Origin of the sequence: Pseudomonas costantinii (assembly GCF_001870435.1) — a bacterium.
GTDB classification, from domain to species: Bacteria; Pseudomonadota; Gammaproteobacteria; order Pseudomonadales; family Pseudomonadaceae; genus Aquipseudomonas; species Aquipseudomonas costantinii.
The window spans coordinates 102,720-124,190 of sequence record NZ_MDDR01000037.1 but is presented as its reverse complement, the minus strand read 5'-3'; the positions used below and the strand labels follow the sequence as shown (position 1 = coordinate 124,190).

At 58.8% G+C, this 21,471-nt stretch carries 22 protein-coding genes and 4 tRNA genes; 6 read left to right on the top strand and 20 right to left on the bottom strand.

What is annotated here, in order from left to right; translation table 11 throughout:
* Positions 1-3: 3 nt before the first annotated feature.
* On the bottom strand, positions 4-693 hold the full coding sequence (locus BFL40_RS21965) for an energy-coupling factor ABC transporter permease (RefSeq protein ID WP_071485900.1): 690 nt from the start codon (positions 691-693) through the stop codon (positions 4-6).
* A 129-nt stretch (positions 694-822) separates the two neighbouring features.
* Between BFL40_RS21965 and BFL40_RS21960 the strand changes: the two genes are divergently transcribed.
* The 3 genes from BFL40_RS21960 (at position 823) to BFL40_RS21950 (ending at position 3,074) form a co-directional block, all read left to right on the top strand.
* Entirely contained in the window at positions 823-1,452 is a 630-nt protein-coding gene (locus BFL40_RS21960; protein WP_071485899.1) for a DUF1780 domain-containing protein, read from the top strand.
* An 89-nt stretch (positions 1,453-1,541) separates the two neighbouring features.
* Positions 1,542-1,715 carry a DUF3094 family protein gene (locus BFL40_RS21955; RefSeq protein ID WP_016971625.1) on the top strand — a complete coding sequence of 58 codons (174 nt, stop codon included), beginning with the start codon at positions 1,542-1,544 and terminating at the stop codon, positions 1,713-1,715.
* A gap of 60 nt (positions 1,716-1,775) precedes the next feature.
* Entirely contained in the window at positions 1,776-3,074 is a 1,299-nt protein-coding gene (locus tag BFL40_RS21950) for an NAD(P)/FAD-dependent oxidoreductase (RefSeq protein WP_071485898.1), read from the top strand.
* Between the two features lie 49 nt (positions 3,075-3,123).
* Here the strand turns inward: BFL40_RS21950 and BFL40_RS21945 are convergent, their stop codons facing one another.
* From BFL40_RS21945 to rluD, 9 genes are all read right to left on the bottom strand, one after another.
* Complete coding sequence (locus BFL40_RS21945; protein ID WP_071485897.1) at positions 3,124-4,011, bottom strand: LysR family transcriptional regulator; 888 nt, start codon at positions 4,009-4,011, stop codon at positions 3,124-3,126.
* 31 nt (positions 4,012-4,042) lie between these two features.
* Positions 4,043-4,786 carry a cysteine hydrolase family protein gene (locus BFL40_RS21940; protein ID WP_071485896.1) on the bottom strand — a complete coding sequence of 248 codons (744 nt, stop codon included), beginning with the start codon at positions 4,784-4,786 and terminating at the stop codon, positions 4,043-4,045.
* A 166-nt stretch (positions 4,787-4,952) separates the two neighbouring features.
* Positions 4,953-5,029, bottom strand: a tRNA-Pro gene (locus BFL40_RS21935).
* Between the two features lie 94 nt (positions 5,030-5,123).
* Positions 5,124-5,199: transfer RNA gene (locus BFL40_RS21930), tRNA-Lys, on the bottom strand.
* A gap of 5 nt (positions 5,200-5,204) precedes the next feature.
* A tRNA-Pro gene (locus BFL40_RS21925) sits at positions 5,205-5,281 on the bottom strand.
* 9 nt (positions 5,282-5,290) lie between these two features.
* Positions 5,291-5,366, bottom strand: a tRNA-Asn gene (locus tag BFL40_RS21920).
* A 302-nt stretch (positions 5,367-5,668) separates the two neighbouring features.
* Entirely contained in the window at positions 5,669-8,233 is a 2,565-nt protein-coding gene (clpB, locus tag BFL40_RS21915; protein ID WP_071485895.1) for an ATP-dependent chaperone ClpB, read from the bottom strand.
* A gap of 137 nt (positions 8,234-8,370) precedes the next feature.
* Positions 8,371-9,096 (bottom strand): peptidoglycan editing factor PgeF, encoded by a 726-nt coding sequence (gene pgeF / locus BFL40_RS21910; RefSeq protein ID WP_071485894.1) that lies wholly within the window; start codon positions 9,094-9,096, stop codon positions 8,371-8,373.
* Positions 9,093-10,055: a 23S rRNA pseudouridine(1911/1915/1917) synthase RluD gene (rluD, locus tag BFL40_RS21905; protein ID WP_071485893.1), complete on the bottom strand. Its 963-nt coding sequence runs from the start codon at positions 10,053-10,055 to the stop codon at positions 9,093-9,095. The genes pgeF and rluD overlap by 4 nt, the downstream gene beginning before the upstream one ends.
* 149 nt (positions 10,056-10,204) lie before the next feature.
* Between rluD and BFL40_RS21900 the strand changes: the two genes are divergently transcribed.
* Positions 10,205-11,230: an outer membrane protein assembly factor BamD gene (locus tag BFL40_RS21900; protein ID WP_071485892.1), complete on the top strand. Its 1,026-nt coding sequence runs from the start codon at positions 10,205-10,207 to the stop codon at positions 11,228-11,230.
* 124 nt (positions 11,231-11,354) lie between these two features.
* Complete coding sequence (locus tag BFL40_RS33225; RefSeq protein ID WP_074851675.1) at positions 11,355-11,588, top strand: PP0621 family protein; 234 nt, start codon at positions 11,355-11,357, stop codon at positions 11,586-11,588.
* On the opposite strand, the gene thiO is transcribed toward BFL40_RS33225, so the two are convergent.
* The 5 genes from thiO to pilV all read right to left on the bottom strand — a co-directional run bounded on the left by thiO (position 11,575) and on the right by pilV (position 14,887).
* On the bottom strand, positions 11,575-12,684 hold the full coding sequence (thiO, locus tag BFL40_RS21895; RefSeq protein ID WP_071485891.1) for a glycine oxidase ThiO: 1,110 nt from the start codon (positions 12,682-12,684) through the stop codon (positions 11,575-11,577). The two genes, BFL40_RS33225 and thiO, sit on opposite strands and share 14 nt — an antisense overlap.
* 62 nt (positions 12,685-12,746) lie before the next feature.
* Complete coding sequence (locus BFL40_RS21890; RefSeq protein ID WP_071485890.1) at positions 12,747-13,148, bottom strand: type IV pilin protein; 402 nt, start codon at positions 13,146-13,148, stop codon at positions 12,747-12,749.
* 11 nt (positions 13,149-13,159) lie between these two features.
* Entirely contained in the window at positions 13,160-13,690 is a 531-nt protein-coding gene (locus BFL40_RS21885; protein ID WP_071485889.1) for a pilus assembly PilX family protein, read from the bottom strand.
* A complete protein-coding gene (locus BFL40_RS21880) occupies positions 13,677-14,405 on the bottom strand; it encodes a prepilin-type N-terminal cleavage/methylation domain-containing protein (protein ID WP_071485888.1) in 729 nt (242 codons plus the stop codon). Before BFL40_RS21880 ends, BFL40_RS21885 begins: the two co-directional genes overlap by 14 nt.
* A complete protein-coding gene (gene pilV, locus BFL40_RS21875) occupies positions 14,402-14,887 on the bottom strand; it encodes a type IV pilus modification protein PilV (RefSeq protein WP_071485887.1) in 486 nt (161 codons plus the stop codon). The genes BFL40_RS21880 and pilV overlap by 4 nt, the downstream gene beginning before the upstream one ends.
* A gap of 206 nt (positions 14,888-15,093) precedes the next feature.
* On the opposite strand from pilV, the gene BFL40_RS21870 reads away from it, so the two are divergent.
* Positions 15,094-15,660, top strand: a complete 567-nt coding sequence (locus BFL40_RS21870; protein ID WP_071485886.1) for a GspH/FimT family pseudopilin — start codon at positions 15,094-15,096, stop codon at positions 15,658-15,660.
* Here BFL40_RS21870 and ispH read toward each other — a convergent pair.
* The 5 genes from ispH to ribF form a co-directional block, all read right to left on the bottom strand.
* Complete coding sequence (gene ispH / locus BFL40_RS21865; protein WP_071485885.1) at positions 15,629-16,576, bottom strand: 4-hydroxy-3-methylbut-2-enyl diphosphate reductase; 948 nt, start codon at positions 16,574-16,576, stop codon at positions 15,629-15,631. The two genes, BFL40_RS21870 and ispH, sit on opposite strands and share 32 nt — an antisense overlap.
* Before the next feature lie 121 nt (positions 16,577-16,697).
* A complete protein-coding gene (gene fkpB / locus BFL40_RS21860) occupies positions 16,698-17,135 on the bottom strand; it encodes an FKBP-type peptidyl-prolyl cis-trans isomerase (protein WP_174555607.1) in 438 nt (145 codons plus the stop codon).
* Positions 17,136-17,142: 7 nt separating this feature from the next.
* The gene (gene lspA, locus BFL40_RS21855; RefSeq protein ID WP_071485883.1) at positions 17,143-17,652 is read right to left on the bottom strand and encodes a signal peptidase II; all 510 of its coding nucleotides are present in this window, start codon (positions 17,650-17,652) and stop codon (positions 17,143-17,145) included.
* The gene (ileS, locus tag BFL40_RS21850) at positions 17,645-20,476 is read right to left on the bottom strand and encodes an isoleucine--tRNA ligase (RefSeq protein WP_071485882.1); all 2,832 of its coding nucleotides are present in this window, start codon (positions 20,474-20,476) and stop codon (positions 17,645-17,647) included. Before ileS ends, lspA begins: the two co-directional genes overlap by 8 nt.
* Positions 20,477-20,490: 14 nt before the next feature.
* Positions 20,491-21,429 carry a bifunctional riboflavin kinase/FAD synthetase gene (gene ribF, locus BFL40_RS21845; protein ID WP_071485881.1) on the bottom strand — a complete coding sequence of 313 codons (939 nt, stop codon included), beginning with the start codon at positions 21,427-21,429 and terminating at the stop codon, positions 20,491-20,493.
* Positions 21,430-21,471: the final 42 nt, after the last annotated feature.

The window sequence follows — 21,471 nt, the reverse complement described above, 5'->3', positions numbered from 1 at the left end:
GGGTCAACGCCGCGAATCGTCATCCTTCCATGGCGCTGATAGGTAACGGGTGCGGTTGAAGGTCTCCAGCCATTCAGGGCAAAACACCACCAGGGCACTAATGACCATGCCGTTGATAAAAGCCTCAGGGAAGATGATCAGCCACAGGTAACCGACGAAATCCTCCAACCATTCGGGCATTGCGAAACGGCCGTCGAACCACAACAGCCCCAACCCCACCAGCAGGCAGAGCAGCGCCGACAGCGCGGCGGCAAAAAAACCGGAACAGAAGATATACACAAACGGGTTTCGCGGCTGCGCCCGCTCGACCAGCGACGCACAGGCCTCGGTGACCAGCACCGGCAGTACGATCAGTAGCAAACCATTGACGCCAACGGCGGCTAGATCCTGGCGCCCCAGCAATACCAGCCCCAACTGTGCGGCTAGCCCTCCGACAATTGCCAAGGGCCAGTCGAGCAACAGGGTGACGGCGGTCATGCCGATAAAGTGGTAGGAAACGCCTGTATCGAAATCCCGCCGTACCAGCCACAACATGAACAACGCGAACACCGTACCGAACAGCAAATGCTGGCGCCGTCGATCGGCAAACAACTCAACCCATGGCGAACGCAGGATCGCCCACATCACCACCGGCGCATATAGCAGCCAGCCGATACTGAGCGTCTCCGGCGCCAGCACGGCAGCGCTGATCACAGGTGCACCACCACTGCAAAACACCTCATTACGCACCTCATCCCTGGGACTACTGTCGAGTAGCCAGTCTACACCGACGTTTTGAAGCAAGACTTCCTGTGGTCATCATTTGAACGCTAAGCTGCCAATATGGATGACTCAGATTATTTGCGCCTGCTCACCGTAGCGGCCGAACAAGCCAACGCGTTCCTGTCCAATGCCCGCAAATGGGAGCGTGAGCGTTGGGTCTGCCAGCGCCTGCTGCAAGGCTTGAATGTGCCCTACCGTGCCGAGGAGTTTCACGCCGCCGGCCAAGAGCCTCCGGACGTGCTGTTTCGCGACGCCAGTTTCGAGGTATTTTTCGTGCTGGATGAAGGTCGGCGCCTGAATGACGAATGGCGCGATGAGTTACTGCGTCGACGTAGCGCGTTTTCCCTGAGCCAACTGGTGCGACGCGAAGCCAAGCCTCGACGCATTCCGGCCCATGAGTTTCTGCAACGCCTGGCACCGACCTTGCGTAAGAAGGCCCATAACTACAAAGAGCGCGGGATGGACCTGGGGGAGCTGGATCTCATCGCCTTTACCAGCCTCAAACGTGAAGTACTGGACCTCAACAGCCACTTTCCACCACCGACCGAATACCTGCGCCAGGGCTGGCGCTCGTTATCACTGGTAGGGCCGACCTTTGCACGCGTGCTGTTTGCCCACCCGGATGCGCCGGACTTCTTGCGCAACAACTTGGGGCGCAGCATAGTATTCGACGTGGGCATCAGCCTGTGACCGGGGCACAGGCTACGCTTGTGGCGATACCGCCGATTCCCTGACTGTAACGTGGCGCCCTTTTGCAACGTCTACCCGACGAGGCCTTTATGACCAGCCGCCTGAACCCTGATGACCAACAGCATGTCGAAGAGTACTTGCAACTCTCCCAGAACCGAGTCGAGCGCAAGCCTTTCAGGCCATGGCTGCTCCTGGTTGTGGTGCTGGTAGCAGTGATCGGGCTCGGTCTGCTGAGCCGCCTTTTGAGTTACCTGACGCTATGAGCTGCCTGGCGCTCGCGGGGGTAACTGCTCCGATTTCTTTTAGCCTTGCGAGATATCCCCATGACCCATCGTATTATTATCGTCGGCGGCGGCGCCGGCGGCCTGGAGTTGGCTACCCGCCTCGGTAAGACTCTGGGCAAGCGCGGCACCGCCAGCATCACGCTGGTGGACACCAACCTGACCCATATCTGGAAGCCCCTGTTGCACGAAGTGGCCGCCGGCTCACTGAACTCTTCGGAAGACGAACTCAATTATGTCGCCCAGGCCAAATGGAACCACTTCGAGTTCCAGCTGGGGCGCATGAGCGGGCTTGACCGTGAACAGAAGAAAATTCAGTTGGCCGCCACCCTCGACGAAGAAGGCCGGGAACTGGTGCCTGCACGAGTGCTGGGCTATGACAGCCTGGTGATTGCAGTCGGCAGCACCACCAACGACTTCGGCACCGAGGGCGCGGCGCAGCACTGCCTGTTCCTCGACACCCGCAAACAGGCCGAACGCTTCCATCAGCAGTTGCTTAACCACTACCTGCGCGCCCATGCGGGCCAGACCGACACGGAAGAAAACATCAGCGTTGCCATCGTCGGTGCCGGTGCTACCGGGGTTGAGCTGGCCGCCGAGCTGCACAACGCCGCCCATGAGTTGGCGGCGTATGGCTTGGACCGGATCAAGCCGGAAAACATGCACATCACCCTGATCGAAGCCGGCCCACGTGTATTACCTGCACTGCCGGAGCGGATTGGCGGGCCTGTGCATAAAACCCTGGAGAAACTCGGGGTGACCGTGCTGACTAACTCGGCCGTCAGCGAAGTGACTGCCGACGCCCTGATCACCAGCAGCGGCCAGGTCATCCCAGCCAGTCTCAAGGTATGGGCAGCCGGTATTCGCGCACCTGGCTTCCTCAAGGACATTGATGGCCTGGAAACCAACCGGATCAATCAACTGCAAGTGCTGCCGACGCTGCAAACCACCCGCGACGAAAACATCTTCGCCTTCGGTGACTGCGCCGCCTGCCCGCAACCGGGCACCGACCGCAATGTACCGCCACGGGCCCAGGCAGCTCACCAGCAGGCTTCGCTGCTGGCCAAATCGCTGAAGCTGCGGATCGAGGGCAAGGACCTGCCCTCCTACAAGTACACCGATTATGGCTCGCTGATCTCGCTGTCACGGTTCTCGGCTGTGGGTAACTTGATGGGCAACCTGACCGGCAGCGTGATGCTGGAAGGCTGGTTGGCGCGGATGTTCTACGTATCGCTGTACCGCATGCACCAGATGGCGCTGTACGGTTTTTTCCGCACCGCGATGCTGATGTTGGGCAGCAAGATCGGGCGTGGGACTGAGCCGAGGCTCAAGCTGCATTGATCGACTGCGCTATTGCAAAAATCCCCCTATCGAAAAATAGGGGGATTTTTTATTGGGATGAGTAAAACTCAGCTATATGGTCGACAAACGCCCGCACCTTCGGCGCCAGATGCCGAGACTGCGGATAGAGGGCGTAGTAGTGCCGTTCGCCTAACGAATAATTGGGCAGAATGCGGACAAGCTGCCCCTGCGCAAGCTCATTGCGCACCGTGGCCTGGGTGAAACATGAAATGCCCGCACCTGCCAACGTGGCCGCGTGCAACGCACTGATCGTATTGGTTCTGAAGCGTCCAGATGGCGTGACCTTGACCGCCCCACCACGCGCTGCGCTCAGCTCCCAATCCGAAGAAGCACCAATGAAGGTCAGCAAGCGATGCTGGTCGAGCTCCTGGGCCGAACGGGGCAAGCCATGGCGACCGATATAACCCGGCGAAGCCACCAATACCTGCTTGGAAACCGTCAACGTGCGTGCAACTAGCGAGGTATCCGCCAGGACACTGGCGATACGCACCGCGACATCAAATCCGTTGGCGACCAGGTCGACGAACTGATCATCACAACACAACTCAAGCTCAATATCGGGATAGCACCGCTGAAAACCCGGCAGCCAATGCGGCAGATCCAAGGTCCCCACCACCAGTGGCACACTGACTCTCAGCAAACCCTCAGGACGTTGGTGCCCTTGGGCAATAACCTGGGATGCTGCGTCGACACGGTCAAGGATGTCGACGCATGCCGCGTAGTACTGCTCCCCAGCAGCGGTCAGACTGAAACGCCGCGTATTGCGATTGATCAGTTGGGCGCCCAGTTCAATCTCCAGTTGTTGCAACTGCCGGGAAATCGTCGAATGGGTGGTATCCAAACGCTCTGCCGCTGCAGAAAAGCCCTTGGCTTCAACGATGCACCGAAAGGCGCGCATGGCAGATAACTGGTTCATGAAACAGGCGATCCCAAGCTGGTCAGGGGAGTCAGTTAACCGGCAAAGCGATAATTTGCGAGGCGGTCAACACCGAGCCGAAGGTGTCTTCGATTTCAGCCAGTGCCGAGTTATGCAACTCATCCTTGGTCACCGAGCGGCCATCGGCACGGGTAATCGCTCGAGTGGCGCTGGCATCGGATGCTACCACAACGTCATAACCCATCGGCGCGGCGTCCCGGGCAGCGCCCGCGACACAGGCGTGGGTCATCAGGCCCGAGATAATCAGGGTCTTGACCCCAGCTTTCTTCAATTGGGCATCCAGGTCAGTGCTGGCAAATACGCTGACCGTAGTCTTCTGTACGAGCTTGTCCTGCGGCCGTGGCTTCATCAGCGGGTGAAAATCCACCGTCTTACCGTTCTTCGCGAATACAGCCGCGCCGTCCGGAGCGATGTGCTGCACATGAATGACTTGAATATGTTCCTTGTCCGCAAACTTGATCAAACGCTGGGTATTTTCCAGGGCTTTCATACCATCCGGGATCGGCATGCGGCCGGTGAAATATTCATTCTGGAAGTCGATCACCAATAAAGCGGTGGTTTTCGGGTCCAGTCGGTCGATCGGCTTGGCGCCCAACATGGCGCGAATGGTCGGCTGCTGATTCGCGGCAGTTTCGGCAGCGACAGCACATTGACCGAGCCCCATCATCATGCCCAGGCCAACGAGGGTGGACTTGAGCAGCGCAGGCAACGAGCGAACGGGTTGAGCAGCAAGGAAAGAAGCGGTCTGAGTCATGATGCGAATTCCTGTTGGAGTGATTAGCCGGAGAGCCCAGTCTAGGAGGCCGTTACCGCAGCACCAACGCACCAATCAGCACAATATCTGTTTGGAATTTGCACAAGCCAGACTAAAAAACAGGCAAAAAAAATCCCCGTATCTTTCGATACGAGGATTTTTAATATGGTCGGGGTAAGGGGATTCGAACTCCTGACATCCTGCTCCCAAAGCAGGCGCGCTACCGGACTGCGCTATACCCCGGTAATAAAAAGGCGACCTTTCAGTCGCCTTCTTCGATCAGCGCTTTTGGCCTCTGATCTTAAGATTCGATTCCAGCGTTAACTGGTCTCAAAAATGGTGGGTCGTGTGGGATTCGAACCTACGACCAATTGGTTAAAAGCCAACTGCTCTACCAACTGAGCTAACGACCCAAATATGGTCGGGGTAAGGGGATTCGAACTCCTGACATCCTGCTCCCAAAGCAGGCGCGCTACCGGACTGCGCTATACCCCGGCTTGAAATTGGCTCCGTGACCAGGACTCGAACCTGGGACCCAATGATTAACAGTCATTTGCTCTACCGACTGAGCTATCACGGAACTACATATTTCAAAGTACAACTTTTACTGCTATGTAACCTTCTCTTCGACTTGTCCGTATCGCTACGTTCATGTGTCTGAGGCGCGCTATTCTACAATCTTAAAAACCCCTGTCAACCCTTTAAATTGCTTTTAAGACAATGATTTGCGCTTGTTTCTGATTTCTTCTTGGGGAGAAGAAACCCGTGGGCTGACGTTGCTGCGGGGCGCACTTTACAAGCCTTTGCCTTACAGTTCAACGCCCTATCGAAAAAAAAGGCCCCGCAATGCGGGGCCTCCTCTTATAGCCATACAGACTGCGCTTAGTGGAAGACGATTTCGTCGTTCTCCACAGTCGCCTCGACGCTGGTGCCCGGCATAAAGCTGCCCGACAGAATCAGCTGCGCCAGCGGGTTCTCGATCCAGCGCTGGATTGCACGCTTCAACGGCCGTGCGCCATACACCGGGTCATAACCGACCGCGATCAGCTTGTCCAATGCCTCGCTGCTCAGCTCCAAGGCTAGCTCGCGCTCGGCCAGGCGACTGCGCAGACGACCCAGCTGAATCTCGGTAATACCCGCAATCTGATCCCGCGCCAACGGCTCGAAGATCACTACTTCGTCGACCCGGTTGATAAATTCCGGACGGAAGTGGGTGGTCAGCGCATCCATCACAGCAGCGCGCTGGGCTTCACGATCGCCTACCAGTTCCTGGATCTGCGCCGACCCCAGGTTGGACGTCATCACGATCACCGTATTACGGAAGTCCACGGTACGCCCATGACTGTCCGTCAGACGGCCATCTTCCAGCACTTGCAGCAAGATGTTGAACACATCCGGGTGCGCCTTCTCGACCTCATCCAGCAGGATCACCGAGTAAGGCTTACGCCGCACAGCTTCGGTCAGGTAACCGCCCTCTTCGTAGCCCACATAACCTGGTGGTGCGCCGATCAAGCGAGCCACCGAGTGTTTCTCCATGAACTCGGACATATCGATCCGCACCATGGCCTCTTCCGTATCAAAGAGGAATTCGGCCAAGGCTTTGCACAGCTCGGTCTTACCCACGCCGGTTGGGCCGAGGAACATGAACGAGCCGCTCGGACGGTTCGGGTCGGACAAGCCAGCCCGCGAACGCCGCACCGCATTGGACACCGCCACCACCGCCTCTTCCTGGCCGATAACGCGCTGGTGCAACAGGTGCTCCATCTTCAGCAGCTTGTCACGCTCACCTTCGAGCATTTTCGACACCGGAATGCCGGTCCACTTCGAGACGACTTCTGCAATTTCCTCCTCGGTCACCTTGCTGCGCAGCAACTGGTTCTCGGGCTTTCCGTGCTGGTCGACCATCTGCAGGCTGCGTTCCAGGTCCGGGATCACCCCGTACTGCAACTCGGCCATGCGATTCAGGTCGCCTTTACGGCGCGCCGCTTCCAGTTCCTGACGGGACTGCTCGATCTTTTGCTGAATCTGCGCAGACCCCTGCACTTCGGCTTTTTCCGAGGTCCAGATTTCTTCGAGGTCCGAATACTCACGTTCCAGGCGGACAATTTCTTCCTGGAGTTTTTCCAGGCGTTTCTTCGCCGCCTCGTCCTCTTCTTTCTTCAGGGCCTGGGATTCGACTTTCAGTTGAATCAGGCGCCGATCCAGACGGTCGAGTACTTCCGGCTTGGAGTCGATCTCCATGCGAATACGACTGGCCGCTTCGTCGATCAGGTCGATGGCCTTGTCCGGCAACTGGCGGTCGGTGATATAGCGATGGCTCAACTTGGCCGCCGCAATAATCGCCCCGTCAGTGATTGCCACCTTATGGTGGACCTCATAGCGCTCTTTCAAACCACGCAGGATCGCGATGGTGTCTTCTTCACTCGGTTCTTCCACCAGCACTTTCTGGAAACGACGCTCAAGGGCCGCGTCCTTTTCAATGTACTGGCGGTATTCGTTCAGCGTGGTAGCACCGACGCAATGCAACTCACCACGCGCCAGTGCTGGCTTGAGCATGTTACCGGCGTCCATGGAGCCTTCGCCTTTACCAGCGCCGACCATGGTGTGCAGTTCGTCGATAAACAGAATGATCTGCCCTTCCTGCTTGGACAGTTCATTCAGCAGGGATTTCAGGCGCTCTTCGAATTCACCACGGAACTTGGCACCGGCGATCAGCGACCCCATGTCCAGGGACAACAGGCGCTTACCTTTAAGGCCGTCTGGCACTTCACCATTAATGATGCGCTGGGCAAGGCCTTCGGCAATCGCGGTTTTACCCACACCAGGCTCGCCGATCAGTACCGGGTTGTTCTTGGTACGACGTTGCAGCACCTGGATGGTGCGACGAATTTCATCGTCACGGCCGATCACCGGATCAAGCTTGCCTTCTTCGGCGCGCTTGGTCAGGTCGACGGTGTATTTGTCCAGGGCCTGGCGCGACTCCTCATGGTTGGGGTCATTCACCGCCTCGCCGCCACGCAGGTTGTTGATGGCGTTTTCCAGGGCTTTTTTGCTCACGCCCTGACCCAACAACAATTTGCCGAGCTTGCTGTTCTCGTCCATGGCGGCGAGTAGCACCAGCTCGCTGGAGATGAACTGGTCGCCCTTCTGCTGGGCCAGGCGATCTGCCTGATTCAGCAGACGCGCCAGGTCCTGGGACATGTTCACGTCACCAGTAGGATTTTGGATTTTCGGCAGTTGATCGAGCTCTTTGCTCAACTCCTTGCGCAGGCTGTTGACGTCAAAGCCCACCTGCATCAACAAGGGTTTGATGGAACCGCCTTGCTGTTCCAGGAGCGCTTGCATCAAGTGCGCAGGCTCAATGGCCGGATGGTCCAGGCCAACAGCCAGAGATTGGGCGTCAGATAAAGCCAACTGCAATTTGCTGGTTAAACGATCAATACGCATTAGTCACCTTCCTTTTGAGCAGGCCGGAGCTATGTAGAGAAACACATCCTGAATGAAGAAGCCTGCCAGATACCCCTATAGATGTGGTCGATTCTGGGAGATTCAAGCTTTGGACAGTTGACGCAGATCAGAAGAGTCTAGCGCTCAAGCCAGATAAGAGAGGCAAACCGACCCGTGCGAGGACTGCGGCGGTAAGAAAAGAAGCGCGGGTCGGTCACGGTGCAAAAACCGCCACCGTACACAGCGGTGACACCCCGCGCAGCCAGGCGCAGGCGTGCCAGTTGGTAGATGTCGGCCATGTACTTGTCGGGGTTGCGGCTGGGCGTAAAGGCTTCGACGGTGATCGGCAGTTGCTGCATGAAAGCTTCACGCACTTCTGGGCCGACTTCGAAGGTTTGTGGGCCAATAGCAGGCCCCAGCCATACCAGGACGTCAGCAGGCTCGGCATCCAGGCTTTCGAAGGCTGCTTCCAGCACGCCCGCCGCCAGGCCACGCCAACCGGCATGAGCCGCTGCGACGCGGGTACCGGCGCGATTGCAGAACAGCGCAGGCAAGCAATCTGCGGTCATTGAGGTGCAGGCGATCCCAGGGGTGCTGGTCCAACTGCCGTCGGCCTCGGCAATGCTGCCGGGATCCGCCTCGACCACGGTCACCCCGTGGACTTGCCGCAGCCATGCCGGTTGAATATCAAAAGCATCGGTGAGACGACGGCGATTTTCGAGAACGGCCTCAAGGTCATCCTCGACATGATCGCCCAGATTGAGGCTGTCGAACGGCGCCAGACTGACGCCGCCCGCACGGGTGGTGACACAGGCTTTCACCCCGGCCGGCGCGGGCCAGTCAGGAATCAGCCAGTCAGTCATCCGATAAACGCCTCGCGATCCTGCTTGAGCAGCGACAACAACCAGACCAGATCGTCCGGAAGAGGCGATTCCCAGCTCATCCGCTTACCGCTCGTCGGATGATCCAGTTCCAGGAAACGTGCATGCAGCGCCTGGCGTGGGAAGTTTTTCAGCGAGTCGACCATGGTTGCACTGGCCGCCGGCGGAATACGGAAACGGCCGCCGTAGGCCGGATCTCCGACCAACGGGAAGTTAATGTGCGCCATATGCACGCGAATCTGGTGGGTACGGCCGGTTTCAAGCTTGACACGCACGTGCGTGTGGGACCGGAAACGCTCCAGCACACGGTAGTGGCTGACGGCCTGCTTACCGCCTTCCATCACCGCCATACGCTGGCGCTGCTGGCCGTGTCGACCGATAGGCGCGTTGATCTTGCCACCCGCGACCACGACACCGATTACGATGCACTCGTAGATCCGGCTGACGCTGCGGCTCTGCAATTGCGTGACCAGTTGCGTCTGGGCCTGGATGGTCTTGGCCACCACCATCAGACCAGTGGTGTCCTTGTCCAAACGGTGCACGATGCCGCAGCGCGGGACATTGATGATGTCCGGCACGTGGTGCAACAAGGCATTGAGCAAAGTGCCATCAGCATGCCCAGCCGCCGGGTGAACCACCAGGCCTGCGGGTTTGTTGATGACCAGGATGTCGTCGTCTTCATAGACGATGTCCAGCTCGATGTCCTGGGCGATCCATTCTCCCTGGGCTTCCTGCTCGGCAGTCAGCTCAAGAATCGCACCGCCATGGACTATGTCTCGCGGGCGGATAACCGCTCCATCCACAGTCAGGCGGCCGTCTTTAATCCAGGCGGAAAGGCGCGAGCGCGAGTGCTCAGCGAATAATTGTGCGGCGACTTGATCGAGGCGTTGGCCGCCCAATTCGGACGGCACCTCTGCGCGAAGTTCAATTTTATCGGACATGCTCAGACTAGGCGTGGCACAGCCTTTGGTTTCGGCTGCGCGCTTGTGGTTAAATACGGCGTCTTTTGCCCCGAGGCTTTCAACGGGGCGCTCATCATAACAGGACGGCCCCGCCCAAGACAGCGGCCGTCATAGGGACGCAAGCCGCCATGCAAGTGAAACACCTGCTGCTGATCGCCATCCTCGCCATGACTGCTGCTTGCTCGTCAACAAAGGAAGTCGTCGACGAAAACCTGAGCGAGGTCGAGCTGTACCAATTAGCTCAAAAAGACTTGGACAATAATAGCTACACCAGCGCCACAGCCAAGCTGAAGGCCCTGGAGTCACGCTATCCGTTCGGACGCTACGCCGACCAGGCCCAGCTCGAGCTGATCTACGCCAACTACAAGAACGCCGAGCCGGAAGCTGCCAAGTCTGCCGCCGAGCGTTTTATCCGCCTGCATCCACAGCACCCGAACGTGGACTACGCCTACTATATGAAGGGCCTGACCTCGTTCGACCAGGACGTTGGCCTGCTGGCGCGCTTCCTGCCGCTGGACATGACCAAGCGTGACCCAGGCGCTGCCCGCGACTCCTACAACGAGTTCGCCCAGCTGACCAGCCGCTACCCCAACAGCCGCTACGCGCCGGACGCCAAGCAGCGCATGATCTACCTGCGCAACCTGTTGGCCGCCTACGAAATTCACGTTGCCCACTACTACCTGACCCGTCAGGCGTACGTCGCTGCTGCCAACCGTGGTCGTTACGTAGTGGAAAACTTCCAGGAAACCCCATCGGTAGGTGACGGCCTGGCGGTGATGACCGAGGCTTACCAGCGCCTGCACCTGGACGCCCTGGCGACCACCAGCCTGGAAACCCTGAAGCTCAACTACCCGGACCATCCAAGCCTGAAAGACGGCCAGTTCGTGCCTCAGGTTGCCGAAGCGGACAACCGTTCGTGGCTGAGCAAATACACCCTGGGCCTGATCGAGTCCCGTCCACCGCTGCCGCCGGGCGAAACCCGCGCCAACCAGGACGTGATGAAGCAGTTCCAGGACGCCAAGGAAGCCATTCCTTCGGAGCTCAAGCCGCGTGACGCAAACGGCGACGTGATCCAGGAAGAAGCACCACAGGCCCTTGGCAACAATCAGGACCGCTCGTGGTTCAGCTACATGACGTTCGGCGTCTTCGACTGATCTGTCGACGCAATACAGAAAGGGAGCCCTCAAGGCTCCCTTTTTTATGCGGCTCATTATTACGCTGTGCGCTTTCGACGTCCTTGGCTAAACTGGCCCATTCCTTATCGAGAAACTGCCCATCATGCTTCGTCTACTGTTCTGGATTGCCGTCATTGCTGCCGCAGTATGGTTCTGGCGCAAATTCAAAAGCCCGGCCGCTAAACAGCAGCGATCCGGCGAGCCCGATGCAGCCTTGATGGTGCGCTGTGCACACTGCGGCGTCCACTTGCCACAGGACCGGGCACTGAGTTCACGCCAAGAGTGGTACTGCACCCAAGCGCATTTGGAACAAGGGCCAAAATCTATCCAGCGTTGACACGACCTCCGGGCGCATAGGGCGCCGGGTCGATAATCGGTGAGCGCCCCAGTAACAAGTCGGCGAACAACTGGCAGGATGCAGGCGCGAGTACCAGGCCATTGCGGTAATGCCCGCAATTGAGCCACAACCCTTTGAAGCCAGGAACCTCGCCGATATAAGGGATACCCTCCGGTGAGCCGGGCCGCAAACCGGCCCAGTGACCTACTACCTCGGCGTCCGCCAATGCGGGAATCAACTCCACAGCTGAAGCTTTGAGGCTTTCCAATGCCGATTCGGTTGGCGTCTTGTCGAACCCCTCATGCTCCAACGTGCTGCCAATCAGAATATGCCCGTCACGCCGTGGAATCGCATAGCGCCCTTTAGCCAAGACCATACTCGACAAGAAATCCGGCGCGCATTTGTACAAAATCATTTGGCCTTTAACCGGCTCTACAGGTAGCGACAAGCCCAGTTTGCCCAGCAACTCACCACTCCAGGCACCTGCTGCCAGCACGACCTGATCGCCAAGGATCGGGCCCGTGGCCGTATTCACGCCCACTACATTGTCGCCGTCGAGAACAAAACCGCCCACTTCACACTGCTCATGAATGGTCACGCCAGGAAGCGCCAACAGCGCTGCCTTGAGGGACTTGACCAGACGCGGGTTGCGAACATTGGCCACATTTGCCATGTAGATCGCTTGGGAATACCCGCCCCCCAGCACCGGAACTGCATCATGGGCGGCCGATACATCCACTTTGCTCAATGGCCGACCTTCACGGGCTGCCCAGGCAAGTGCTTCGGCCTCGTCATCCAGGTCGAGCCAGTACAAACCTGTGGTATGAACCTCGGGGTCAACACCCGTGGCGGCGAACAACCGCTCAGCCAGTTGCGGATAAAAATCCTGGGACCAATGGGCCAGCGCAGTGACCGCCGGGCTGTAGCGCCACGGATACAGTGGCGAGACAATTCCACCACCGGCCCAGGAAGATTCCTGCCCGAGCCCCGAACGCTCCAGCAGCACGACTGCCTTCCCTTGAGTGGCCAGGTTGAACGCCGTCAACAACCCGATTACTCCGCCACCGACAATCACCACTTGCTGTTGCTTAGCCATCATTCGATCCAGCCGATAAAAAGGGAAAAGCGCACCCGGCGCCCAATCATCCAGCACTCTCATCATTGCCCCCAGCACATCTTGCGCGATGTTTCAGGGGCCGCCCCCGGATTGCTTCGCACACCGACGCTGGTCAGGCTGAACTCACCGCAAGGGTCACCCTCCATGACTGAACCGACGATTGGCGTCGCAGCCAGACTAAATCCCTGCGGGTTCAATGCAGCGCTGATTCTATAGCGATCATTACCCTCGCTGACGCCGCTTGCATCAATAAAAGTGCCGTTGCGCGTATAAAAGCGCTCCAGGTAGTGAGCCTGCTCAGTCAATAACGCAACGATTTCTGCGCGGTAAGCCTTTTTCACGTGTCGGGTGTAGCCGGGGTAAGCGATCCCGGCCAGGAACGCGATGATCGCTACAGCGATCAGTAACTCGATCAGGGTAAAACCTTGGCAATCCTTGCCCATGCATACGTTCCTTATTGAAGTTGCCGCCATAGAACCCGTCGAAATCTCAGGCTTCCCCCCGCGCCCACCCGTGCATATACCGTCTCCAGGACCGTACGCGATTGGCCACTAATCCCGACCGCCGTCACTCGATACAATGCAGCGGGCGTCCCAGGTTGCAAATCAACCAGCCCCACACCCAGTCCCAGTGACTGGATGCCATACAGACCACCTTTCATTGCAACCCAGGTGACTGCTGAAACAGGATTTTTCCCGGCGCCAACCACCAAAGACGACTCCCCCGGCGGTGCGCAAGCGCTGACCGACTGGCATAACGGCAGGACGCCCTCCGATCTCTGGACAGTCGACTCCCCCAGCCTCAGGCCGCTTTCCGCGCTTTGAAATGATTGATTACGATGCCAGACGCTACCAGCGATCTTTTGCTGGGATACCGCCCCTTGCATCGATGCCAAGCCGATCAGTGATAACAGCAACAGAAACACCAGGCTGATCAGCAACACCATGCCCGCCTGCCGCAGATAAATACCGTCATAACCCACCATGATCACCCCACCCCAACCGATTACGCAGCGCCGCCACAACGTTGTAAGCCTGATCCTTCACTTGCCCTGTCGGGTCTCTCAGCGTCATTTGGATACGTACGCTGCGTATCAGCGATTCATCAGCGGGGCTGTCGTCATACCGCACCACATGAGTCGACTCAGGCTTGGCCGCCATACCAAAACTGACGTGAAATGCCTGCAGGTTATCCACCAGCACCGCCTTGGCCGGTGCTGTGGGAGTGCTGACTTTCAACTGCCCTGCTTCAAAGGTGTAGGTGAGTTGGCGTATCGCAAATCGAACTTGGCCAGGCGCCGGCGGCGGTGAGCTACCGGCGTAGGCGTAAGCGGTGCCACGGCAGTCGGAGAGTACCGTCCAGTCAGGCTTGCCACCCTCGCCGCCCACATCAGCGGTGACCAGCGTCAGTGACCTGGAACTTCCCGCAACACTCCAGCCGACGGGTCGATAAAAGGCCGCCGGAGCGTTTTCGATGTAGGCCGTCGCCTGGCAACCAAACATTCCCGCCAAGCGAATATCCTGAATCATCTTGCTCAGGACAAACCGTGCATCATCCTGCAGCAACATGGCAGCCTGCTGGCTGGCGAAGGTGGCTCGAGCGCTGATTGCTATCTGGCTTACCCCGAGCACCAGTACCAACCCTACTGCCAGCGCGAGCAGCAACTCCACCAGACTGAAACCCCGAGCAAAGCGCTTCATTGCACCATCCCCGGATCGCTTGAAATACGACTGGTGAGGGTGAAGGTTTCCCTTGCCTCGCCAGCTTTCGCCCCCCTGACATCCTCCCAACTGATACTGACAGTTACCTCACTGCCGCTGACCACCACGGAACCTTTGGCGCCCTCCCCGGCGAACCCGATGATATTGGCCTCGAAATCATGCAGGTCCAGGTCTCTCACACTCGCGTCAGGGGTACTGGGTGGCGCGCGCTCGGTTTGGCCCCATGAGTAATCGACACCTGAGTTTGCGCGAACTCGGTCCAGCATGTCGTAGGCAATAAAGCTGGCCTGGCTGATCATTCTCGAGCTGTCGGTGTACTTGAGTGCATTGAGCTGGATCACTGCAGCGCCCAGCAGGCCAACCATGAGAATCAGCGCGGCCACAAGTACCTCAATCAGCGTCATGCCGGATTGGCACCGATTCGAAGCGTGGGAAAAATGTACGTTCAGACGAACAAGCATTACCGTCGTCATCCATGTCGAAGGCCGAAGAAAGCAGGAGAAATCTGCTGTGCGGCCCAAGACTAGCGCCTGTTTTTGGCGGACGCTGCTCCCGGAATAAAGGGAAATACTTTGGGCATAAAGGCCACCACTCAAAGCCAGGAAGCGAGGGCTATACCTATGTCTGCCAGGTAAAACATCTGGCCACGTCCACGGAGGGACGGCACATGCCACAACGAGGCTTCACCCTGATCGAGTTGCTGTTTGGTCTGATGCTGAGCGGCATCCTGGCTCACCTTGCGGTGCCCAGCTTCAACGGACTACTTGAGTCACAGCAGCAAAACAGTGCGGCACACTCGCTGGCGGAGAGCCTACGCTTCGCGCGAACCGAAGCCATCACACGCAATCACGCAGTGATTATTCATGCCTTGGAGGACGACTGGAGCCGCGGCTGGCGAGTCATAGTGGACGTCAGTGGGCGCGGCAATCTGGACGACGACAATCCGGTGCTGCTTGAACGACAGGGCAACCAGCGCGCAACAATTGTAGGCAATGGGCCAGTTAAGACCCAAGTGCGCTTCAGCGGGTTGGGTGAGCCGGTTTTTGCGGGAGGGGGGTTCCGTGCAGGAACCCTGCATGTGTGTGCCACGGACGTGGCACACAGCCTCTATCAAGTGGTGTTGGCCCCCAGCGGGCGCATCAGCCTGCGCAGCGATAAAACCGAACAGGCTTTATGCCGAGGCTATACAGCCACGCAGGAGCTCAGAGCAGCGAACGAACCCGCAGCTCCTTAGGCATGGAGAACGTGATGTTTTCTTCACGACCGGCCAATTCATCAGCACCGGTGGCACCCCAGGCCTGCAATTGTTGGATCACACCACGCACAAGGACCTCGGGGGCAGAAGCGCCCGCCGTAATGCCGATACGCTCGACGCCGTCGAACCAGTTTCGCTGCAGGTCTTCAGCACCATCAATCAGGTAAGCCGGCGTAGCCATGCGCTCAGCCAGCTCACGCAGGCGGTTGGAGTTGGAGCTGTTTGGGCTGCCGACCACCAAGACCACATCGCACTCGTTGGCCAGTTGCTTGACTGCGTCCTGACGATTTTGCGTGGCGTAACAGATGTCGTCCTTGCGCGGGCCGCCAATGGCCGGGAATCGCGTGCGCAGGGCATCGATAACACGGCTGGTGTCGTCCATGGACAAGGTGGTCTGCGTCACAAAGGCCAGCTTTTCAGGGTTGTGGACCTGCAAGCTGGCGACGTCTTTCTCGTCTTCCACCAGGTATATCGCGCCGCCATTGCTGGCGTCGTACTGGCCCATAGTGCCTTCGACTTCCGGGTGGCCAGCATGGCCGATCAGGATGCATTCACGACCGTCGCGGCTGTAACGCGCGACTTCGATGTGTACTTTGGTCACCAGCGGACAAGTGGCGTCGAACACTTTCAGGCCGCGGCCAGCAGCTTCGGTACGCACCGCCTGGGAAACACCGTGGGCGCTGAAGATGACGATAACGTCGTCCGGCACCTGGTCGAGCTCTTCGACAAAAATGGCGCCGCGCGCGCGCAGGTCTTCGACCACGAATTTGTTGTGGACGACTTCATGGCGCACATAAATCGGCGGCCCGAAAACTTCCAGAGCGCGGTTGACGATTTCGATCGCCCGGTCCACGCCAGCACAGAAGCCACGGGGGTTGGCGAGTTTGATTTGCATGCTGTGCCTCGTGTCTTTGTAGGAGCTGGCTTGCCTGCGATACAGTCGACTCGGTACATCAGGTATACCGAGGTGATGCCATCGCAGGCAAGCCAGCTCCCACACAAGCCGGTTTAGTCAGTTAGATCGCTTTAACGTCGAAGATTTCAACATCAAAGGTCAAGGTTTTACCGGCCAACGGGTGGTTGAAGTCGATGGTCACTTGCGCGTCATCGAAGGTTTTGACCACGCCGGGCAGCTCAGTATTCGCCGCATCGTTGAAGATCACCAGCAGGCCTTCCGACAGGTCCATGTCCTGGAACTGCGAACGCGGGATGATCTGTACGTTTTGCGGGTTGGGCTGACCAAAGGCGTTTTCCGGCAGGATCTGCAGGGTGCGCTTGTCGCCAGCCTTGAAACCGAACAGGGCCGCTTCAAAACCCGGCAGCAGGTTGCCGTCGCCGACTTTAAAGGTCGCCGGGGCTTTGTCGAACGTGCTGTCAACCGTGTCGCCATTCTCCAGGCGCAGTGCAAAATGCAAAGTGACTTCCGTGTTCTGGCCAATGCGTTGCTCAGCCAATACCTGATCAGTCATTGACGGTCTCTCCGGTTTTCTTACTTTTGAACATGTCCAACGCCAGCATGATTGCACCGACGGTGATGGCGCTGTCGGCAAAGTTGAACGCCGGGAAATACCAGCGGTTCTGCCAATGCACCAGAATGAAGTCGATCACATGACCCAGGGCAATGCGGTCGTACAAGTTGCCCAGCGCGCCGCCCAGCACCAAGGCCAAGGCGATGGCGAGCCAAGTGTCATCGCGGCCCAGGCGCTTGAGCCAGACCACCAGCACCGCGCTGACCACCACGGCGATCAGGGCGAACAGCCAGCGCTGCCAGCCGGAGCTGTCGGCAAGGAAACTGAACGCGGCGCCGGTGTTGTAGGCCAGGGTCCAGCTGAAGTAATCAGGGATGATTACGATCTGCTGATACATCTGCAAGGCACCTTCGAAGTGAGCCTTGCTGAGCTGGTCAATGACCAGCACCAGCACGCTCAATACGAGCCAGCCCAGACGTCCAAAACGGCTGGTTTTAGGCATAGTGGCGAACCTCGCCTGCACCGCTGATATTGTCGACGCAACGACCGCAGATTTCCGGGTGCTCAGGGTTCACGCCGACATCTTCACGGCAGTGCCAGCAACGGGCGCACTTAGGGAAAACCGACTTGACTACTTTGAGCTTGAGGCCCGGCACTTCGGTGGCCACAGCATCTGCCGGAGCCTGGGCAAACGGTGCCAGGCTCGCGGTGGAGGTGATCAGCACGAAGCGCAGTTCGTTGCTCAGCTTGGCCAGGTCGGCGGTCAGGCCGTCCTCGGCAAACAGGGTGACTTCGGCTTGCAGGTTGCCACCGACGGCCTTGGCCGCGCGCTGAACTTCCAGCTCCTTGTTCACCGCGACTTTGACGGCCATCACGCCTTCCCAGTACTCACGGCCCAGCTCGAAGTCGGCCGGCAGTTCGGTCAGGCCTTCGTACCAAGTGTTGAGCATCACGGATTCGTTACGCTCGCCCGGCAGGTACTCCCACAGCTCGTCGGCGGTGAAGGCCAGGATCGGAGCGATCCAGCGCACCAGCGCTTCAGAGATGTGGTACAGCGCGGTTTGCGCCGAGCGGCGGGCCTTGCTGTTGGCACCGGTGGTGTACTGGCGGTCCTTGATGATGTCGAGGTAAAAACCACCCAGCTCCTGCACGCAGAAGTTGTGGATCTTCGAATACACGTTCCAGAAACGGTACTCGCCGTAGCTCTCCTGCAACTCACGTTGCAGCAACAGGGTACGGTCCACGGCCCAACGGTCCAGGGCGAGCATCTCCTCGGCCGGCAGGATGTCGGTGGCCGGGTTGAAACCGGTCAGGTTCGACAGCAGGAAGCGTGCGGTATTTCGGATACGACGGTAAGCGTCGGCGCTACGAGCCAGAATCTGGTCCGATACGGCGATTTCGCCCGAGTAATCGGTCGAGGCGACCCACAGACGCATGATGTCGGCGCCCAAGGTGTCGTTGATCTTTTTCGGCTCGATCACGTTCTTCAGCGACTTGGACATCTTGCGACCCGTCTCGTCGACGGTGAAGCCGTGGGTCAGCAATTCGCGATACGGCGCGTGGTTGTCGATGGCGCAACCGGTCAGCAGCGACGAGTGGAACCAGCCACGGTGTTGGTCGGAACCTTCCAGGTACAGGTCGGCACGCGGGCCGGACTCGTGGCCCATCGGGTGCGAACCGCGCAGGACGTGCCAGTGAGTGGTGCCCGAGTCAAACCACACGTCGAGGGTGTCGCTGATCTTGTCGTACTGCGGCGCTTCGTCGCCCAGCAGTTCAGCGGCATCCATCTTGAACCAGGCTTCAATGCCTTCCTGTTCAACGCGCTGAGCAACGACTTCCATCAGTTCGACGGTGCGTGGGTGCAGCTCGCCGCTTTCCTTGTTCAGGAAGAACGGGATTGGCACGCCCCAGTTACGCTGACGGGAGATGCACCAGTCCGGACGGTTGGCGATCATCGAGTGCAGGCGCGCCTGGCCCCAGGCCGGAACGAACTTGGTCTCTTCGATGGCCTTGATTGCACGGTTACGCAGGGTCTCGCCGCTGGTCGGCTCTTTGTCCATGCCGATAAACCACTGCGCGGTGGCGCGGTAGATCAACGGGGTCTTGTGGCGCCAGCAGTGCATGTAGCTGTGCTGGATGGTGGCGGTTTGCATCAGCGCACCGACTTCACGCAGCTTTTCGATGATCGGCTGGTCGGCCTTGAAGATGAACTGGCCGCCGAAGAATTCCAGCGACGGCACGTATACGCCGTTGCTTTGCACCGGGTTGATGATGTCGTCGTTGACCAGACCGTACTTCTTGCAGATCACGAAGTCGTCCACGCCGTAGGCAGGCGAGCAGTGAACCACGCCGGTGCCCGAACCCAGCTCGACGTAGTCAGCCAGGTACACCGGCGACAGGCGGTCGTAGAACGGGTGGCGGAAGTTGATCAGTTCCAGCGCGGAGCCGGTCGTGGTCGCAATCACCGAGCCTTGCAGCTCGTAACGCGCCAGGCAGGCCTCAACCATTTCTTCAGCCAGCACCAGCAGGCGGTCACCGACGTCCACCAGGGCGTAGGTGAATTCCGGGTGCACGTTCAGCGCCTGGTTGGCGGGGATGGTCCACGGGGTGGTGGTCCAGATCACGATGGCAGCCGGCTTGCTCAGGCTAGCCAGGCCGAAAGCCTGGGCCAGCTTGGCCTCGTCGGCGATCGGGAAGGCCACGTCGATAGTCGAGGACTTCTTGTCTTCGTACTCGACTTCCGCTTCGGCCAGGGCCGAACCGCAGTCGAAGCACCAGTTCACGGGCTTGAGGCCCTTGAACACGAAACCGCCCTTGACGATTTCGGCCAAGGCACGGATTTCCCCGGCCTCGTTCTTGAAGTTCATGGTCTTGTACGGGTTGTCCCACTCACCCAACACACCCAGGCGGATGAATTCGGACTTCTGCCCTTCGATCTGCTCGGTGGCGTAGGCACGGCACAGTTCGCGGGTTTTATCCGCGCCCAGGTTCTTGCCGTAGGTCACTTCGACTTTGTGCTCGATCGGCAGGCCGTGGCAGTCCCAGCCCGGGACATAAGGCGCGTCAAAACCCGAAAGGGTTTTCGAGCGCAGGATCATGTCCTTGAGAATTTTGTTCAGCGCATGACCGATATGAATCGTGCCGTTGGCATAAGGAGGGCCGTCGTGCAGAACGAACTTCGGACGATCCTTGCCAATCTCGCGCAACTTTCCGTACAGGCCAATACTGTCCCAGCGCTGCAGGATCTGCGGTTCGCGCTGTGGCAGGCCGGCCTTCATTGGGAAGGCGGTGTCCGGAAGGTTTAGCGTGGCTTTATAGTCGGTCATTTAAGGCTCTTCGGTTAGCGATGGGCGCTAGGTGCGGCTAGTGCACGGGCGGCGGCGACATCCGCATTGATCGCCGTTTTCAACGCCTCAAGGGAGGCGAAACGCTGCTCTTCACGCAGCTTCTGGTGGAAAACCACCGTCAAACGCCGGTCATACAAATCACCGGCAAAATCCAAAAGATGAACTTCCAGGTGGGCCTTGCCATCACCTGCAACCGTAGGCCTGACGCCTATATTGGCGACTCCCGGCCACGGCTGGCCGTCGATGTCGACGCTGACCAGGTAAACCCCGGTCAGCGGCACACGACGGCGCTTGAGTTGCACGTTGGCGGTTGGCGTGCCCAGTTGGCGCGCCAGCTTCTGGCCGTGCAAGACCCGTCCGGCAATGCGGAACGGGCGACCGAGCAAGCGCTCGGCCAAGGCGAAGTCAGCGGCGGCCAGGGCGTTACGCACCTGGGTACTGCTCACGCGCAGGCCGTCCAATTCGACGGTTTGCGCGGCTTCGACGGTAAAACCCTGATTGACGCCAGCCTGTTGCAGGAAATCGAAATCCCCTACGCGGTCGCAACCAAAACGGAAATCGTCACCAACCTCCAAGTGCTGCACGCCGAGACCATCCACAAGGATGCGGTCGACAAACTCGGCGGCGCTGAGGCTTTGCAGGCGCTGGTTAAAAGCCAGGCAGAGGACACGGTCTACGCCTTCTTCGGCCAGTAATTGCAACTTGTCCCGCAGGCGAGCCAAACGAGCCGGCGCCGTTTCCGGGGTGAAAAACTCCCGCGGCTGCGGCTCAAAAATCACCACGCAGCTGGGCACGCCCAACTCGACCGCACGCTCACGTAGCCGGGCCAGGATAGCCTGGTGGCCACGGTGAACACCGTCAAAGTTGCCAATAGTGGCGACGCAGCCCCGATGCTCGGGGCGCAGGTTGTGGAGACCTCGAACCAGCTGCATAACGCGCTTCTTGCTCATAAAGTGGTCGATTATAACCACACC

Coding starts and splice junctions, on each gene's coding strand:
- BFL40_RS33225 (WP_074851675.1), top strand. CDS start 11,355: ATGCTTCGTCTACTGTTCTGGATTGCCGTCATTGCTGCCGCAGTATGG.
- BFL40_RS21880 (WP_071485888.1), bottom strand. CDS start 14,405: ATGAAGCGCTTTGCTCGGGGTTTCAGTCTGGTGGAGTTGCTGCTCGCG.
- clpB (WP_071485895.1), bottom strand. CDS start 8,233: ATGCGTATTGATCGTTTAACCAGCAAATTGCAGTTGGCTTTATCTGAC.
- pilV (WP_071485887.1), bottom strand. CDS start 14,887: ATGCTTGTTCGTCTGAACGTACATTTTTCCCACGCTTCGAATCGGTGC.
- thiO (WP_071485891.1), bottom strand. CDS start 12,684: ATGGCTAAGCAACAGCAAGTGGTGATTGTCGGTGGCGGAGTAATCGGG.
- BFL40_RS21960 (WP_071485899.1), top strand. CDS start 823: ATGGATGACTCAGATTATTTGCGCCTGCTCACCGTAGCGGCCGAACAA.
- BFL40_RS21900 (WP_071485892.1), top strand. CDS start 10,205: ATGCAAGTGAAACACCTGCTGCTGATCGCCATCCTCGCCATGACTGCT.
- BFL40_RS21870 (WP_071485886.1), top strand. CDS start 15,094: ATGCCACAACGAGGCTTCACCCTGATCGAGTTGCTGTTTGGTCTGATG.
- BFL40_RS21940 (WP_071485896.1), bottom strand. CDS start 4,786: ATGACTCAGACCGCTTCTTTCCTTGCTGCTCAACCCGTTCGCTCGTTG.
- BFL40_RS21955 (WP_016971625.1), top strand. CDS start 1,542: ATGACCAGCCGCCTGAACCCTGATGACCAACAGCATGTCGAAGAGTAC.
- ribF (WP_071485881.1), bottom strand. CDS start 21,429: ATGCAGCTGGTTCGAGGTCTCCACAACCTGCGCCCCGAGCATCGGGGC.
- BFL40_RS21885 (WP_071485889.1), bottom strand. CDS start 13,690: ATGGTGGGTTATGACGGTATTTATCTGCGGCAGGCGGGCATGGTGTTG.
- BFL40_RS21950 (WP_071485898.1), top strand. CDS start 1,776: ATGACCCATCGTATTATTATCGTCGGCGGCGGCGCCGGCGGCCTGGAG.
- ispH (WP_071485885.1), bottom strand. CDS start 16,576: ATGCAAATCAAACTCGCCAACCCCCGTGGCTTCTGTGCTGGCGTGGAC.
- BFL40_RS21945 (WP_071485897.1), bottom strand. CDS start 4,011: ATGAACCAGTTATCTGCCATGCGCGCCTTTCGGTGCATCGTTGAAGCC.
- lspA (WP_071485883.1), bottom strand. CDS start 17,652: ATGCCTAAAACCAGCCGTTTTGGACGTCTGGGCTGGCTCGTATTGAGC.
- BFL40_RS21890 (WP_071485890.1), bottom strand. CDS start 13,148: ATGGGCAAGGATTGCCAAGGTTTTACCCTGATCGAGTTACTGATCGCT.
- pgeF (WP_071485894.1), bottom strand. CDS start 9,096: ATGACTGACTGGCTGATTCCTGACTGGCCCGCGCCGGCCGGGGTGAAA.
- ileS (WP_071485882.1), bottom strand. CDS start 20,476: ATGACCGACTATAAAGCCACGCTAAACCTTCCGGACACCGCCTTCCCA.
- rluD (WP_071485893.1), bottom strand. CDS start 10,055: ATGTCCGATAAAATTGAACTTCGCGCAGAGGTGCCGTCCGAATTGGGC.